The 15227-nt window shown below is 67.9% G+C and carries 8 protein-coding genes; 2 read left to right on the top strand and 6 right to left on the bottom strand.

Going from position 1 to position 15227, the window contains the following annotated elements:
• Positions 1-134 precede the first annotated feature (134 nt).
• The 3 genes from HMP09_RS03380 to guaB form a co-directional block, all read right to left on the bottom strand.
• Positions 135-635, bottom strand: coding sequence for a tetratricopeptide repeat protein (locus HMP09_RS03380; RefSeq protein ID WP_176499187.1), 501 nt, complete (start codon positions 633-635; stop codon positions 135-137).
• 32 nt (positions 636-667) lie between these two features.
• Positions 668-1855: an RsmB/NOP family class I SAM-dependent RNA methyltransferase gene (locus tag HMP09_RS03375; RefSeq protein ID WP_176499186.1), complete on the bottom strand. Its 1188-nt coding sequence runs from the start codon at positions 1853-1855 to the stop codon at positions 668-670.
• 460 nt (positions 1856-2315) lie between these two features.
• Complete coding sequence (gene guaB / locus HMP09_RS03370; protein ID WP_176499185.1) at positions 2316-3773, bottom strand: IMP dehydrogenase; 1458 nt, start codon at positions 3771-3773, stop codon at positions 2316-2318.
• A gap of 120 nt (positions 3774-3893) precedes the next feature.
• Here guaB and HMP09_RS03365 point away from each other — a divergent pair, with 120 nt between their 5' ends.
• The gene (locus HMP09_RS03365; protein ID WP_176499184.1) at positions 3894-4883 is read left to right on the top strand and encodes an SPFH domain-containing protein; all 990 of its coding nucleotides are present in this window, start codon (positions 3894-3896) and stop codon (positions 4881-4883) included.
• Positions 4883-5344, top strand: a complete 462-nt coding sequence (locus tag HMP09_RS03360; protein ID WP_176499183.1) for an NfeD family protein — start codon at positions 4883-4885, stop codon at positions 5342-5344. The genes HMP09_RS03365 and HMP09_RS03360 overlap by 1 nt, the downstream gene beginning before the upstream one ends.
• A 133-nt stretch (positions 5345-5477) precedes the next feature.
• Here HMP09_RS03360 and HMP09_RS03355 read toward each other — a convergent pair whose 3' ends face one another.
• The 3 genes from HMP09_RS03355 to HMP09_RS03345 all read right to left on the bottom strand — a co-directional run bounded on the left by HMP09_RS03355 (position 5478) and on the right by HMP09_RS03345 (position 15198).
• Complete coding sequence (locus HMP09_RS03355; protein WP_176499182.1) at positions 5478-7088, bottom strand: phosphoenolpyruvate carboxykinase; 1611 nt, start codon at positions 7086-7088, stop codon at positions 5478-5480.
• Between the two features lie 278 nt (positions 7089-7366).
• The gene (gene pbpC / locus HMP09_RS03350) at positions 7367-9475 is read right to left on the bottom strand and encodes a penicillin-binding protein 1C (RefSeq protein ID WP_176499181.1); all 2109 of its coding nucleotides are present in this window, start codon (positions 9473-9475) and stop codon (positions 7367-7369) included.
• A complete protein-coding gene (locus HMP09_RS03345) occupies positions 9472-15198 on the bottom strand; it encodes an alpha-2-macroglobulin family protein (protein WP_176499180.1) in 5727 nt (1908 codons plus the stop codon). The genes pbpC and HMP09_RS03345 overlap by 4 nt, the downstream gene beginning before the upstream one ends.
• Positions 15199-15227 lie beyond the last annotated feature (29 nt).

The raw sequence follows: 15227 nt of genomic DNA, 5'->3' as shown, positions 1-15227 counted from the left end.
GTTCAACTCCGGCGGAGGCCGGGGGCCAATCGGCAAGGTCGCAGTAATCTGGCGCCGACCACGATTAGCTCCGTTCCCCCATTTGGACCCCGGCCTCCGCCGGGGTGGTTGAATGGGGGTGGGCTCCCGGCCCCTCAGTCCTTGGCGGCGGTCGGCGTCTTCTCGACCTGCGCGGTCGCGATCGGCGGCCCCTTGGCGATGACCGCAGCAAGCTGAGTCGCCTCCGGACAGGCACCCTTGCAGAGCGTCCGGATCTTCACGAGATTGTCCTTCGCGCGGACCACGGCGCCCTTGGCGACGAGCGCCTCGCCCTGCCCCTTCAAAGCTGCGACGTCGTTCGGTTCGAGCAGCAGCGCTTCGCGGTACAGACGGATCGCCTTGCCCGGCAGGTCGCGCGTCTCGGCGACGCGCGCGAGCAGCAGGAACGCGGCGCGGTTGCGCGGATCGACTGCGACCGAGGTCTCCAGCACGTCGGTGGCGCCGTCGAAATTGCCCGCCGACACGAGCGAACGGCCCTGTGCCAGAAGCTGCATCGAGCGCGCGTCGATCTGCGCGTCGGGACGCTGCCCGCTGAGCGAGGTCGACACGCACACGATGGTCAGCGTGGCGGCAAGGGCAACGGACGAAAAACGCATGATCGTCTCCAGGCGGGTCATTGATCGGCTGGCTAGCACGCAGCCCGAAGGCGCGCGACAAAAAAGCCGTCGGTGCCGTCGCGGCCGGGTTCGAGACGGACGCCGTGACCGTGCTTAGCGCCGGCGGGGAGCGAAACGGGCTCGGTGGTCCAGCCGGGATGGGCGTTCAGGAACCACGTCACCTGGTCGGTGCCCTCCGCGTCGAGCAGCGAGCAGACGATGTAGACCAAGGCGCCACCGGGCTTGACGAGTGTAGCGGCGACCGAGAGCACCTGTTGCTGAGTCGATTGCAGCCGCGAGACGCGGTCGGGCGTGAGCCGCCAGCGTGCTTCGGGATTGCGGCGCCATGTGCCGGTGCCCGAACAGGGTGCATCGACCAGCACGCCGTCGGCGCGGCCGGCCCATTCGCTCAGTGCCTCGATCTCGCGCGTCGGGTTGAGCAGGCGGCTCTCGACGATCGTCGCGCCTGCGCGGGTCGCGCGGGGAGCGAGGCGCGAGAGACGGTTGCGATCGGTGTCGCAGGCGAGGATCACGCCCTGATTCGCCATCGTCGCGGCGAGTGCGAGCGTCTTGCCGCCGGCGCCCGCGCACAGATCGACGATCCGCTCGCCGGGCTTGGCCTGCATCGCGAGGCCGACGATCTGGCTGCCCTCGTCCTGCACCTCGAGCGCGCCTTCGTTGAAGAGCGGCAGTGCCTCGACATTGGTGCCGGTGGGCAGGCGGATGCCGTCGGGGGCATGCGGCGTGGCTTCGGCCTCGGGCAGTGCGGCGAGTATGGTTTCGCGGTCCGAGGTCAGCGTGTTGACGCGCAGGTCGAGCGTGGCGCGGCCGGCGAGATCGGTCAGCGCGGCGCCGTCCAGGCCTGACGCGCGCAGCGCCTTGCTGAGCCACTGCGGCGCGACACCGGCGCGGGCGCGGGGTTCGTCCTTGCCGATCGCTGCGGGGGCGTGCGTCGATCCGTCGAAGGTGGCGGAAAGGTCGGGGTCGGCGTCGGCGACGAGCAGCATCGCGGCGCGCCCGGTTTCGGGGCGGTCGCCGGCCTTGCGGATCGCGGCATAGACGAGCTCGCGGACCGCGCGGCGATCCTTCGAGCCGGCGTAGCGGCGGGTCTGGAAATAGCGCGCGATCAGCGTGTCGGCGGCGGCGCCGGACTCGCGCGCGGCGGCGATGATCTGGTCGAGGAGTTCGATCGCGGCCTGGGTGCGTGCGGGAGGCGTCACTTGCGGCCTCCCGCGGTTGGGGACTGGTCGGAGGAGGCTTGGTACGGGGTGTTCGTCATCATCCCCTCCCCTAGCGTCTATAGGCGGCGGGCGGGGAATAATTTCGGGGGAATGCCGTCCCTCACCCTACTCGTCATCCCGGCGGATGCCGGGACCCATGGTTGCGGTCCGGGTTATGATTGCACGCTATCGCCGGGTACGCCGTGTCCATGGGTCCCGGCGTTCGCCGGGATGACGGAAGGGCTAGCGGGGACTCGCTGGTCCTAAGAGGTTTAGAGCCTGAAAATCTCGGAACCTCACACCTTCCATCGTCATCCCCGCGCAGGCGGGGATCCATACCCTCTGGGGTTTGCAGCTCTATCGCGAGCCCAGCCAGTATGGATTCCCGCCTTCGCGGGAATGACGGCAGTGGTTGGGTGGCCGATACGCAATCCGCTCGGCCATCACCGACCGCCCCCCCTTACCGAGTCGGGTAGTTCGGCGCTTCCCGCGTGATCGTGACGTCGTGGACATGGCTCTCCATGAGCCCCGCGCCGGTGATCTGCACGAACTCCGCGCGTGCCTGAAGATCCGAAATCGTCGCCGAGCCGGTATACCCCATCGCCGCCTTGATCCCGCCGACGAGCTGATGGATCACGTCCTTCGCCGGGCCCTTATACGCGACCTGACCCTCAATGCCCTCGGGCACGAGCTTCAGCTGATCCTTGATATCGCCCTGGAAATAGCGATCCGCAGACCCGCGGCCCATCGCGCCGACCGAGCCCATGCCGCGATACGACTTGTACGCACGCCCCTGGTACAGGAAGGTCTCGCCCGGTGCCTCGTCGGTCCCGGCAAGCAGCGAGCCGATCATGACGGTCGACGCGCCGGCGGCCAGCGCCTTGGCCATGTCGCCCGACGTGCGGATGCCGCCATCGGCGATCACCGGCACGCCAGCTTTGTGGCCCACCTCGGCGCAATCCATCACCGCGGTCAGCTGCGGCACGCCGACGCCTGCGACGACGCGTGTCGTGCAGATCGAGCCCGGCCCGATGCCGACCTTGATCCCGTCCGCGCCCGCGCCGATGAGCGCGCGCGTCGCCTCGCCGGTCGCGACGTTGCCCGCGACGACCTGGACCGAGTTCGACAACTTCTTCACGCGCTCGACCGCGCGGCCGACGTCGCGGTTGTGGCCGTGCGCGGTGTCGATCACGATCAGGTCGCAGCCGGCATCGACCAACTGTTCGGTCCGGTCGAAGCCCTTGTCGCCGACCGTCGTCGCCGCCGCCACGCGGAGGCGGCCCGCCTCGTCCTTGGTCGCATCGGGGAACATCACCGCCTTCTCGATGTCCTTGACGGTGATCAGCCCGACGCAGCGATACTGTGCGTCGACCACCAGCAGCTTCTCGATGCGACGCGCGTGGAGCAGGCGGCGTGCTTCTTCCTTGCCGACTTCGGTCGAGACGGTGGCGAGGTTCTCGTGCGTCATCAGCTCGCTAACCGGCTGCTGTGGGTTGCCCGCAAAGCGCACGTCGCGGTTGGTGAGGATGCCGACGAGCTTACCGTCCGCTTCCACCACGGGGATGCCGCTGATCCGGTGGCCCGACATGAGCGCCTGCGCCTCGCCGAGAGTCGCGGTCGGCTTGATCGTGATCGGGTTGACTACCATCCCGGATTCGAACCGCTTGACCTGGCGCACCGCGACGACCTGTTCCTCGACCGTCAGGTTGCGGTGGAGCACGCCGATGCCGCCGAGCTGCGCCATGACGATCGCCATGTCCGCTTCGGTGACGGTGTCCATCGCCGACGAGAGGATCGGGATGTTGAGCGCGATGCCGCGCGTCACCTGCGTGCGGGTATCGGCCTGGCTTGGCAGCACGTCCGATTCCCCCGGATACAGGAGGACGTCGTCGAAAGTGAGGCCGAGGCGGATATCCATGAGAGCTGCCGTTCCTGGGTGTGAGGTGGCGCGCCATGTAACCAAAGCCGGCGCGTACGGCTAGGCCTCTCCTGCGCCGACGTGTTATAGCGTTACGATACACGGATGGGGGATTGTTCGATGGGCTTAATCGCTGCCGCGCTCTTGCTGGCGCTGGTGCTGCTGTACCTCTTCACGAGCATCAAGATCGTCCACCAGGGCTATCAATACACGATCGAGCATTTCGGCCGCTTCACGACGGTCGCCCGTCCCGGCTTCAACTTCTACCCGGCGTTCTTCTACCGCGTGGGGCGGAAGGTGAACATGATGGAGCAAGTGATCGACATCCCCGGCCAGGAGATCATCACCAAGGACAATGCGATGATCTCGACCGACGGGGTCGTGTTCTTCCAGGTGCTCGACTCGGCCAAAGCGGCGTACGAGGTGTCGGACCTGTACCAGGCGCTGCTGCAGCTCACGACGACCAATTTACGCACGGTGATGGGATCGATGGACCTCGATGAGACGCTGTCGAAGCGCGACGAGATCAATGCGCGGCTGCTCAACGTGGTCGATCATGCGACGACGCCGTGGGGGGTGAAGATCACGCGAGTCGAGATCAAGGACATCCGTCCGCCCGCCGATATCGTCAACGCGATGGGCCGGCAGATGAAGGCGGAGCGCGAGAAGCGCGCGAACATCCTTGATGCCGAGGGCTCGCGCGCGTCGGAGATCCTGCGCGCCGAGGGGCAGAAGCAGGCGCGCATTCTCGAGTCGGAGGGGCGCAAGGAATCGGCGTTCCGTGACGCCGAGGCGCGCGAGCGGGCTGCCGTTGCCGAAGCGTCGGCGACGCGCGCGGTGTCGCAGGCGATCGAGGAGGGTGGCGCGCAGGCGATCAATTACTTCATCGCGCAGAAATATGTCGAGGCGATCGGCAAGTTCGCGACCTCGCCCAACGCGAAGACGATCCTGTTTCCGGTCGAGGCGACTCAGCTGATGGGGACGCTAGGCGGCATCGGCGAGCTGGCGAAGGATGCGTTGCGCGATGCGGTCGCATCGCCGCCGGCGCCTAAGCCTGCATCCCGTGGGCCGTTCGAGCTGTCCAAGTCGACCGAGGTTCCGAAAAGCTGATGGACGCACTCGGCGGAGTCGGCGGAGCGGCTGGCGCGTGGTTGATCGCCGCGCTGGTGCTGGGGATCGCGGAGCTGGCAGTCCCGGGAGTCTTCCTGGTGTTCCTCGCGATCGCCGCCGCGGTGACCGGGGTAGCGGTGTTCGTACTGCCGGACCTGCCCGTGGCCGCGCAACTGGCGGCGTTCGCCGTGTGGAGCGCGGTGACCGTGCTCATCGGCAAGCGCTGGTATCGCGACTACCCGGTCGAGGGGGGCGATCCGATGTTGAACGATCGCTCGGCGCGGCTGGTAGGGCAAGTGGTGGTGGTAGAAACGGCCCTAATCGGCGGACACGGCCGCGTGCTGGTCGGCGACGGGAGTTGGCCGGCGCGCGGCGACGATGCGTCGGTCGGGGCTCGCGTTCGAATCACCGCCGTGGTCGACGGTGCGGTCGTGGTCGAGCCCCTACCCCCGTCATCCTGACTAAAGTCAGGATCCAGAGCAACGGAACAGTGTCCCTTGTAACTCTGGATCCTGGGTCGAGCCCAGGATGACGGAAGGTGGGAGGCTGGCGTCGTGGCAATGCAACCCGAGCTCAAGAGGGCCCCCCCACGGCCTACGCCGGCTCGCGTACCTTCGGCGCAGCCTGCCGGACGCCTTCATCGACGTGCTCGGCGAACTGCGCGAAATTCTCTACGAACAGGTCGACGAGCTTGGCAGCCGTCGTGTCATACGCGTCCGTATCCGCCCAAGTCGTCCGCGGGTCGAGGATTGCGCTGTCGACACCCGGCACGCTGATCGGCACCTGGAACCCGAAATTCGGATCGGTCCGGAACTCGGCATCGTTCAGGCTGCCGTCGAGCGCAGCGTTCAGCAAAGCCCGCGTCGCCTTGATCGGCATACGGTTGCCGACGCCGTATTTGCCGCCGGTCCAGCCGGTGTTGACCAGCCAGCAATCCACCCCGCCCTTGGCGATCCGTTCCTTCAGCAGATTGCCATAGACCGACGGGTGGCGCGGCATGAACGGCGCGCCGAAACAGGTCGAGAAGGTCGCGTCTGGCTCGGTCACACCGATCTCGGTCCCCGCAACGCGCGCGGTGTAGCCCGACAGAAAGTGATACATCGCCTGATCGGGCGTCAGCTTGGCGATCGGCGGCAGCACGCCATACGCATCCGCGGTCAGCATGACGATGTTGCGCGGTACCGGCCCCATATTCTCGGCCGAGCCATTGGGGATGAAGTCGATCGGATACGCGCCGCGACTGTTCTCGGCCAGCGTATGGTCGTCGAGATCGAGCAGCCGAGTTGCCGGGTCCATGACGACGTTCTCGAGCACTGTCCCGAACCGCTTGGTCGTCGCGAAGATCTCCGGCTCGGCATCGGCGGACAGGCGGATCATCTTGGCATAGCAGCCGCCCTCGAAATTGAAGACCGCAGTGTCCGACCAGCCATGCTCGTCGTCGCCGATCAGCGTTCGGCTCGCATCGGCCGACAGCGTCGTCTTGCCCGTCCCCGACAGCCCGAAGAACACCGCTGTATCGCCGTTCGCGCCCATGTTGGCCGAGCAGTGCATTGGCATCACGCCGGTCGGCGGCAGCAGATAGTTGAGCAGGCCGAACACCGATTTCTTCATCTCGCCGGCATATTTCGTGCCGCCGATCAGGATGAGCTTGTCGGTGAAGTTGACCGCGATCACCGTCTCGCTGCGGCAACCGTGGCGCGCGGGATCAGCGCGGAAGCTTGGCAAGTCGACGATCGTATAGTCCGCGACGAAGTTCTTCAGCGCCGCCTGTTCGGGCCGCACAAGCATCGTCCGGATGAACAGATTGTGCCACGCGAGTTCGGTGACGACGCGGACATCGACGCGGTGATCGGCCTGCGATCCGCCGTACAGATCCTGTACGAACAGTTCATCCTTCTGCGCCAGCACCGCAAAGAAATCCTCCTTCAGCGCGGCGAAATGCGCAGGCTCCATCCCCTTGTTGCTCTTGCCCCACCAGACCGTCGCCTCAGTCTCCGCGTCCCGGACGATGAACTTGTCCTGCGCTGATCGGCCGGTATGCGCGCCCGTCTCGACGACCAGCGGACCATCGGCAGACAACGTTCCCTCGCCACGCTCCAGCGCCGCCTCGACGAGCTGTGCGGTAACCAGGTTCCAATGCAGACTGGCGCGGGTTTCGATCCCCTGCGCGGATAGGCCGACGGCCGGAATTCGCTCGTTCGACATGGCATCTCTCTCCTCAGACTATCGCATACGTATGTATGTCGTTGGATCCGGCTGTACGGGGCACCGTTTCGCCGGTCAAATAGGTCGAGTACGCCCACGCGCGGGCGTCGAGACGGTTCGTTTTAACCGGTTCGTCCGTGGCGGGCACGACAGGTCGTGTGGGCTGCGCCAAATCACGTGGATCGGCACCCGGTCGACGGGGTGCATTCTCCAAGGCGCTGAACATCGAGCTTGCGGTTGCGTCGGCGCTCGTCCTGCCGCTCACCCGCTACGCACGATCAGCGGATCGTGACGATCACCTGATCCGTGATGCGACTGGCTTGGTCGACGAGGCGAAGGCGGTGGCGGCCAGGCGGGGCGAAGAACAGCAGTTGCTGTGCGGCGGGGCCGAGGTCCCGGTTGTCGAGGAAGACATGATGGGCGCGGACGTCGCCGGTGGTCTCGATCGCGAGGCGCTGGCGGTCGGCGGGGATGTCGGGGTCGATCGCGTAGACGCTGCCCGAGGCGGGGTTGATGATGCGGGCGCGGCGTGCGGTGGCGGGGGCTGCGGCGATCAACGACTGCCCGGTGCCGCGCAGAAAATATTCGGTGCGGGGCTGCTCGATCGCGTCGGCAAAGGCGATGCGGCGGCGTTCGACGCCGGGGGGCATTGGCGGGCCACGCTCGTCGTCGCGTCCGAGCGCCAGCATCACGTCGCGCCAGACCGGAGCCGCACCGCTGGTACCCGAGACCGCGCGCATGGGATCGCCCTCGACGTTACCGACCCAGACGGCGACGGTGTAGCGATCCGAGAAACCGACGCACCAATTGTCGCGCATGCCCTTCGACGTGCCGGTCTTCACCGCGGTCCAGAATGGCAGGCGCAGCGCCGAATCCAGACCGAAGGTCGCGGCACGGGCATTGGGGTCGGCCATCATGTCGGCGACGATCCAGGCGGCGGCGTGCGTCGTGACCGGGCGGGCGGCAATGCGAGGGGCATCGGCAGTGATACGCAGCGGGGACCAGCGCCCCCCGTTCGCGAGCGACCGGTACGCGTTCGCTTGTTCGAGCAGCGTCACCTCGGCCGATCCGAGTGCGAGGCTGAAGCCGTAATAATCGCCGTCCTCGACGAGGCCCCGATACCCCGTATCCCAGAGACGGTCGCGAAACGGCTCGACCCCGACCAGTAACAGCGTTCGCACCGCAGGGACGTTGAGCGACCCCGCCAACGCACTGCGCACCGACACGCGGCCCTTGAACCCGCGATCGTAATTCTGCGGCACGTAGAGTCCCGACGCGGTATCGAGCTGCACGGGCGAATCGTCGAGCACCGACGCCGGCGTCAGGTATCCGCGCTCGATCGCCTGCGCGTAAAGGAACGGTTTGAGCGTCGATCCGGCCTGGCGATAGGCGTTGGCGGCGTCGACCGCGGGGGCGGTGGACGCGCCGCCGATCCCGCCGACATAGGCCAGGACGTCGCCGCTCGCATTGTCGATCACCACGGCGGCCCCGTCTCGCGCGCGCGATCCGCCGAGACCGAGCAACTGGCGCCGCAGCGCGGCCGCGACCCGCCGCTGGAGCGCGGCATCGAGCGTGGTGGTGATCCGCAGGCCGGGTTTGGTCAGCAAGCGATCGGCGAGATGCGGCGCGAGGCCTGGGTCGAGCGCCAGGGTTCGCACCGGGCCGAGCATGGAGGCCGCTTCGCTGGCCAACCGCCCGCAATCCCCCGCAGCGCCGCCCAGTCGGCAGGCTCGCGCCGCGATGCGCGGGGCGGGCGCCTGGGGGTCGGGAAGCAGTGCGGTCAGCAGTAGCGCGTCGTCGCGCGCCATCGCCGCCGGGGTCTTGCCGAACAGCGACAACGCCGCTGCGCCGATCCCCTGCGCCTCGCCGCGGAACGGGGCGAGGTTGAGATACGCCTCGAGGATCTGGTCCTTGCTCCAGGTCATCTCCAGCGCTCGTGCCGCGCGCATCTGGCGGAGCTTGTCGCGCCAGCCTCGCGCGCCGGGCGTCGCCAGCGTCGGTGACAGGAACGCCGCGACTTGCATCGAAAGCGTGCTGGCGCCCCTGCCCCGCGCGCCGTTCGTCCGCGCGCGGATCGAGCCCAGGATCGCCAACCAGTCGATGCCGCCATGGCTGCGAAACCGGGCATCCTCCGCTGCCACGACGCTCGCGGGAACGACGGGGGCGATGTCACCCAAAGGCACCCACGCCAGCCGCCGCGCCGCGAAGTTGACGCGCGCGCTATCGATCAGCACGCGGTGGCGGTCGTACAGCCACGCCTCCGATGGCTTCCACGCCGCACGGACCTGCGCATAGCCCGGCAAGGGCGGCGGGGCCGTCGCCCAGTCGAACCCGATCGCTGCGAGGATCAGCACCAGCAGTCCGGCCAGCGCCGCGCGCTGCTTCATCGATCCGCGACGACCATCGGCTGGTTCGGCACCGCGGCGCGTATCGCGGGCGAATACATCGCCTCGACCCGGCTCGGCGGCATCTGGAACCGGCCGGCGCCGTTGAGACGTAACGTGTACGATACCGTCGTGGTGCCCTTGGGCAGCCACGCGAAGAATGCACGCCATGTATCGCGTCCACGCTCGACGTAGCTCGGACCACTGTCCTCACTGCCGCCGCCCTGCTGGAGCAGTTGCGACTGGCCGCCGAGATCGCCAATCACGGTCGCGCCGGCGGGCACCGGATCGCTGATCGCAACCCAGTTGCGCTCGGCGCTCGCCTCGACTGACAGGGTGACGCGCAGCACGTCGCCGGTCGTCAGCCGCCCCGTCGTCCGCGCCTGCACGACCTCGACTTTTCGCGTCAGGCGATACCCAGCGGACAGCGCTTGCCGCAGCGGTACGGCCGCCGAGATCGACACGGTCGCCCATGGCCCCGCTCCGCCGCCTTGCGCCAACCGGAGCGGCCCGGCGGCAGCGAGCGGGAACGACGTCGTCCTAGCCGCCTCCGCCAGCGGCCAGCCGCGAGCGATGCTGCGACCCGCATAGGAGAGCGTAGTCGTGCCGGTGACCGCCTGCGCCGGATAGATCTGCGCGAAACGCCGTGCGGCGATCGCTCCCCAGGCATTGGCGGTGGTCGTATCCCAATGCCCGCGCGACTGGCGCAGCGCAGTACCAACCATCAGACGGGGTGCATCGTCCTGCCAGCCGGGCCGGCCGAGCACCGCCGCCGTGGCCTTGTTCGCGGCCTCGTCAGCCGACGACATCAGCCACCACGACGCGTTGGCCGAGTCCGACAGATCGAGCCGGGTGCCCTCGAACACCAGCCGCGTCCGCAACACCGCCTCGGCCTGTGCCTTGGCGTCCGCCGACGCACCGGAGATGGCCGTCAACGCGGTGATGTAATCGGCAAGGCTCGCGGTCGGCATCTCGGCGGGCGTCATCCCGACCTGTCCGAGCATCGCCGCGGTCGCCTCGCCTTGCCGGGCGAGCGCCGCCAGTGCTGCGACCTTGGTCAGGCGCACGTCGCCGTAATCCTCGTGGCGCAACCGCCCGTCGAGCACAGCCTTCATCGCCTCGATCATCCGCGCGCGCTGCACCGGCGGCAGCGACAGGTTCGCCGCACCCGTCATCGACAGGACATAGGCGGTGAGCGCCTCCGATCCCTGCAGACTGTCGCCGGGGAAATAGCGGAGCAGCCCGTCGGGCGCCTGATAGGTCGGGATTTCCCCCGCCAGCACGCCCCAGCCGGCCATGTCGCCGAGCACGACGATCCGCGACAGCCGCTGCTCGAAGCAATTAAAAGGATAGCGCATCATGTAGTCGCGCACCCCGGCGAGCGACGGCGCGAGCGTATCGGCGAGGCGGATGTCGACGCTGCCACGGCCCGGCAGCGCCCCCATCGGCGGCGCGATGGGGATCAGGGTGCTCTCACCGACCTGCGCGAGCGTCGCCGCCCAGATCTCGGTCGGCACCGCGGGGATGACGTCCTGCGTTACGGTCACCTGATCGCTCGCGCGACCGTCCGCGCTGCTCGCCCGCAGCGTCCAGCGCAGCGTGTCGACTCCGGCGGGTGCCGTCAGATTCCAGGCCACCGGCGCCGCACCACCCGCTGGAATAGTAACCGTGAGCGGCTTCCCTTGGGCGATCCGCGGGACGACGTCGACATTCGCGGTCACCGTCATCGGGCGATCGGAGCCGTTACGCAGCGTGAAGCGCGCACCGTAGAAATCGCCCGAGCGAACGAGCGGCGGCAGGCCTGCATAGAGCGACAGGTCCTGCGCGGTTCGGATGTCAGTGCTGCCCGTACCGAAAGCTTGCGCACCGTCGGTGGCGATCGCGACGAGCTTGAACGACGATAGCGCATCGGACAGCGGCACGGACAGCCTTGCGCGCCCCTGCGCATCGAGCGGGACGTGCCCCTTCCACAGCAGCACCGGCTGGAAATTCTCGCGGTTGAGCCCCGACAGGTCGCCGCCACCACCGCCGCCGCCCGCTTCCAACGCCTTGCGCCCGTAATGACGCTTGCCGACGACCTGCATCTGCGCGGTCGCGGTCAGGACCGAGAGCGGCCGATCGCCCATCATCGCGTCCAGAATGTTCCAGCTGTCGTTCGGCGCGAGTTGCAGCAACGCCTGGTCGACCGCGGCGAACGCGACATCGGCCTCGCGCGCGGGGCTGCCATCGGGTTTCCGGACCTGGATCGCAACGTTGGCGGTCCCTCGCGGCGCATACCGTTCGCGGTCCGCCTTGACCGCGACGGCAAGCGTGTGGCCTTCCCAGCCGACCTTCACCTTGGCGATACCGAGCCGGTACGCAGGCTTGGCGAGATCGACGAGCGCGGTCGGTTCGGCTGCGTCCTCCGGCGTATCCGACAGGCCGAGCGTCCGCGCGATCCGGTGCACCCAGCTCCAGAACCCGCTCTCGACACGACCGCGCACGACCAGCACCGACACATAGACATCGGGCGCATAGGCCGCGTCCATCGGCACCTCGATCACCGGGTCCTTGCCCGACAATTCGGTCACGAAGCTCGACAGCACCCCCTCGCGCTCGACGCTGACCAAGGCTGTGGCCGAGCGGAACGGCATCCGCACCTGGAACCGCGCGGTCTCGCCCGACGCATAAGCGAGCTTTTCGGGGACGACGTCCATCCGGTCGCCATTGTCGCCGCCAAACCACCAGTCGTCGTTCCCAGCGAGCCACACCGACTTCACCGCGCGCGCGACATTGCCGTCGGCATCGGTGGTGATGACGACCGCATAAAGCTCGCCGGAAACGCCGGGGTCGGCCTTGCACTGCGCGAGCCCCTGCGCATCGGTCGTGGCCGTGCACGACGCGGACAGCTTGGTCGTCCGCATCCGGTTGTCATACGCGTAGAACCCGCCGATCAGCCGCCGCCGCGCGGTCAGGATCTGGCGGCTGTAGAATGCGACAGACAGCTTTTGCCCCTCGATCGGCTTGCCGTCGGTATCGAGCGCGACGAAGCGCAGGCGCAGATCGTCCGCGCGCATCATCCAGCCATCGGTCGCGACACCGAGCTGCACGCCCGAGGCATAGATCGGAATCGATTTCGATGCGGTCAGCGTCTCGCCGTTCGCATCGCGGTAATCCATCTCGACCTGCATGTTGGTCGTGCCGGGCAAAGTCTGCGGCATGTCGACGGTCATCCGGCGGGTGCCGTCCGCCCCGAGTGTTGCAGGAAGCATCTGGGTCGGCGGCAGCGGGGTCTTGGCATCCTCGCCCTCGCCGTCGAGCGGCTTGACGCCCTCCGTGATCGGGTCACCGCCGAAGCTGTATTTATCGTAGCCATCAGGCGTCGCGCTCTGTGCGAACCAGCCGATGCGGACGTCGACCGGCAGGCCGGGGGCACCGCCGCCCGACAGGTAGCCGGCGAACAGATCGAGCTGCGCGGTGCGCGGTTTGACCAGCGCGGTCTTCGGCCCGGTGACGCTCGCGCGCATCGTCGGCAGGCGATATTCGTCCACCTTGAACGACTGCGCGGATTCGGTGGTTGTGTCGCCCACCACGAAAACGAGGTCGTAATCCCCCATTGGCGCGCCCTTGGGCGCGGTCCAGACGGTTTCGCCGGTGCCATTGGCGCCGATCGTCACGGGCACCTCGAACTGCGTGTCGGAACCCCGATGCGACAGCCGGAGGGTACCGGTAAAGCCCGGCGCCAACGAGAAACCGCGCGCGTCCGGGCGGCGCAGGATATGCTTCATGTGGATCGTCTCACCCTGGCGGACCAAGGCGCGATCGAACACGGTGTGGATGATGTCGGTCGCCGCCGAATAGCCATAGGACAGGTCGAAATCGAAGGGGCGGATGCCCTCGCCCCAGTCGGTCAGCGTGAAGCTGAAATCGTCGCCACTGCGCGCCGAGATCATCAGCGGATGCGGTGACCCCTCGCCCTTGCAGCTACCATAGGTCTCGGGTTCGGGCAGGCCGCGCGCGACCATCAGCCCACCGCTCTTGTCGGTCGCTCCGCGTGCGAGCGGCTTGCCGGTACAGCTGTCGCTGACCTGCACGACCGCGTTCGCGACCGGCTTTCCCGTCGACAGCTGCGTGACCCAGGCGAGCGAGCGATCGCGCCCCCATTCGAAATGCACCGCAAGATCGGTAACCAGCGCAGCGCTTGCAACATAGCGCGGCACGTCACGACCGAGCAGCGCACGGCCTAGCGTCGGGCTGGCAAGTTCGACCACGTAGAAGCCCGGTTTGCCGAGCGGAAGACCGACGACCTCGAAATCCTTGCCCTTGCCGGGAAGGTCGAGTTTGAAGGGGTCGCCTGCGCCCCCCTCCAGCAGCGCCTTCTCGCCGGTATGGTTGATCTGCAGCGGCTCGGCACCCTCGCGCTCGATCGTCTGGTAGTCGATCTTGCCCGCGTCCTCGACGCGCCGCAGCCATGCCGCGACCTCGCCGTCGGTGCCGCCCACGCGCAGTCGCTGGCCGCCAATGCCCGCGGTCTGGCCTTGCAGCGATGGCTCGACGTTGCGAACGGTGACGGGCAACACGCCGCCCTGGTTCGCTTCGAGAATCCCGAAATTGGCCGCGAACTTCACCAGCGGCGGCGCTTCGTCGAACTTCACCTCGAGCGGGAAGCGTTCGCGGTTGGCGAGGATGCGGCCGCTTTCGTCCTTGAGGTCGGCGGGGATCGCCACCGTCCCGCGCGTCGCGACAGGCAAGGGTGCAGCGAACGTGACCTGTTCGATCGTCGCGCGGTTCTTCTCCTCGTCGCTGAACACGGGGGCGATCGACTTGCCGTCGGCGAGCGTCAGGCGGACCTGCGTCGCCGCACTCATCGGGACCGGTGCCGAGAACCGCAGATACGCCTTCTCGACCGGACTGCATCCCGCCGCGGTGTTGACGCGCGAGCATTCGAAGCGCGCGGTGAAGGGCTTGCGGACGGTAAAGTCGAAGCGCTGATCGGCCCCCGCGAGCTTGCCGCCGGCACTGGCGATGTTGCTGCCCCACACCAGCGCCATGTCGCGGCCAGGCGGCAGCGGGCGGCGGCACTTCAGCGCGGTGACCCCGGCCAGCGCACGCTGGCGTCCTGCCGCATCGGCGGGGACCGTCTTGGGCAGTCCGGCGCTTTCGAGGAAGTTGGTAACCAAATAGGTGTTACCCAATCCGGCGATCAGCTTGCCGGCCATTTCGGGCGCGAGCACGTCCACCGCGATCTTCTCGCCGATCCCGTCGACCGCGCAATAGGCGTTGGCAGCGATCGACATCCGCGTCGCGGGCATGTTCGCCGCGACCAGGAACACCTGGTCCTCCTCGATATCGCCGTCGCCGGGCAGCACCGCGCGGGCGATCGGACCGCCGGCATCGACCGTGAAGCTTTCGGAGTCGACGCTGTAGCCAGCCACGCTCTTGAGCCCGTCACGCGTCGCCAGCGTGCAGCGGGTACCGCCGGGCAAGGGCTGCGCGAACTCCCAGATATACGTTTGCTGATCGGCCCAGCGCCCCTCGCCCGGCACCGCGCAATCGACCTTCAGCGGCGAGGCGGCACGCGGGTCGCCGAGCGGGACGATCGCATCGCTGAACCGCACGGTAAAGCGCGTGATCGCGCCATCCGAGACGTTGGGTGTGGCAAGCGTGACGTGCGGCGTATCGCCCCCAAACGCGGCAACCGGCGCGACGATGATTGCCAGCGCCGCCCATAGTCTAGCAAATCGCATGCCCGCTCTCCCCGCCAACAGAATAGAGG

The sequence above is a fragment of the Sphingomonas sp. HMP9 genome (assembly GCF_013374115.1).
Taxonomy (GTDB): Bacteria; Pseudomonadota; Alphaproteobacteria; order Sphingomonadales; family Sphingomonadaceae; genus Sphingomonas.
This window is presented reverse-complemented; position numbering and strand designations above follow the sequence as displayed.

Coding starts and splice junctions, on each gene's coding strand:
- HMP09_RS03355 (WP_176499182.1), bottom strand. CDS start 7,088: ATGTCGAACGAGCGAATTCCGGCCGTCGGCCTATCCGCGCAGGGGATC.
- HMP09_RS03345 (WP_176499180.1), bottom strand. CDS start 15,198: ATGCGATTTGCTAGACTATGGGCGGCGCTGGCAATCATCGTCGCGCCG.
- HMP09_RS03380 (WP_176499187.1), bottom strand. CDS start 635: ATGCGTTTTTCGTCCGTTGCCCTTGCCGCCACGCTGACCATCGTGTGC.
- guaB (WP_176499185.1), bottom strand. CDS start 3,773: ATGGATATCCGCCTCGGCCTCACTTTCGACGACGTCCTCCTGTATCCG.
- pbpC (WP_176499181.1), bottom strand. CDS start 9,475: ATGAAGCAGCGCGCGGCGCTGGCCGGACTGCTGGTGCTGATCCTCGCA.
- HMP09_RS03365 (WP_176499184.1), top strand. CDS start 3,894: ATGGGCTTAATCGCTGCCGCGCTCTTGCTGGCGCTGGTGCTGCTGTAC.
- HMP09_RS03360 (WP_176499183.1), top strand. CDS start 4,883: ATGGACGCACTCGGCGGAGTCGGCGGAGCGGCTGGCGCGTGGTTGATC.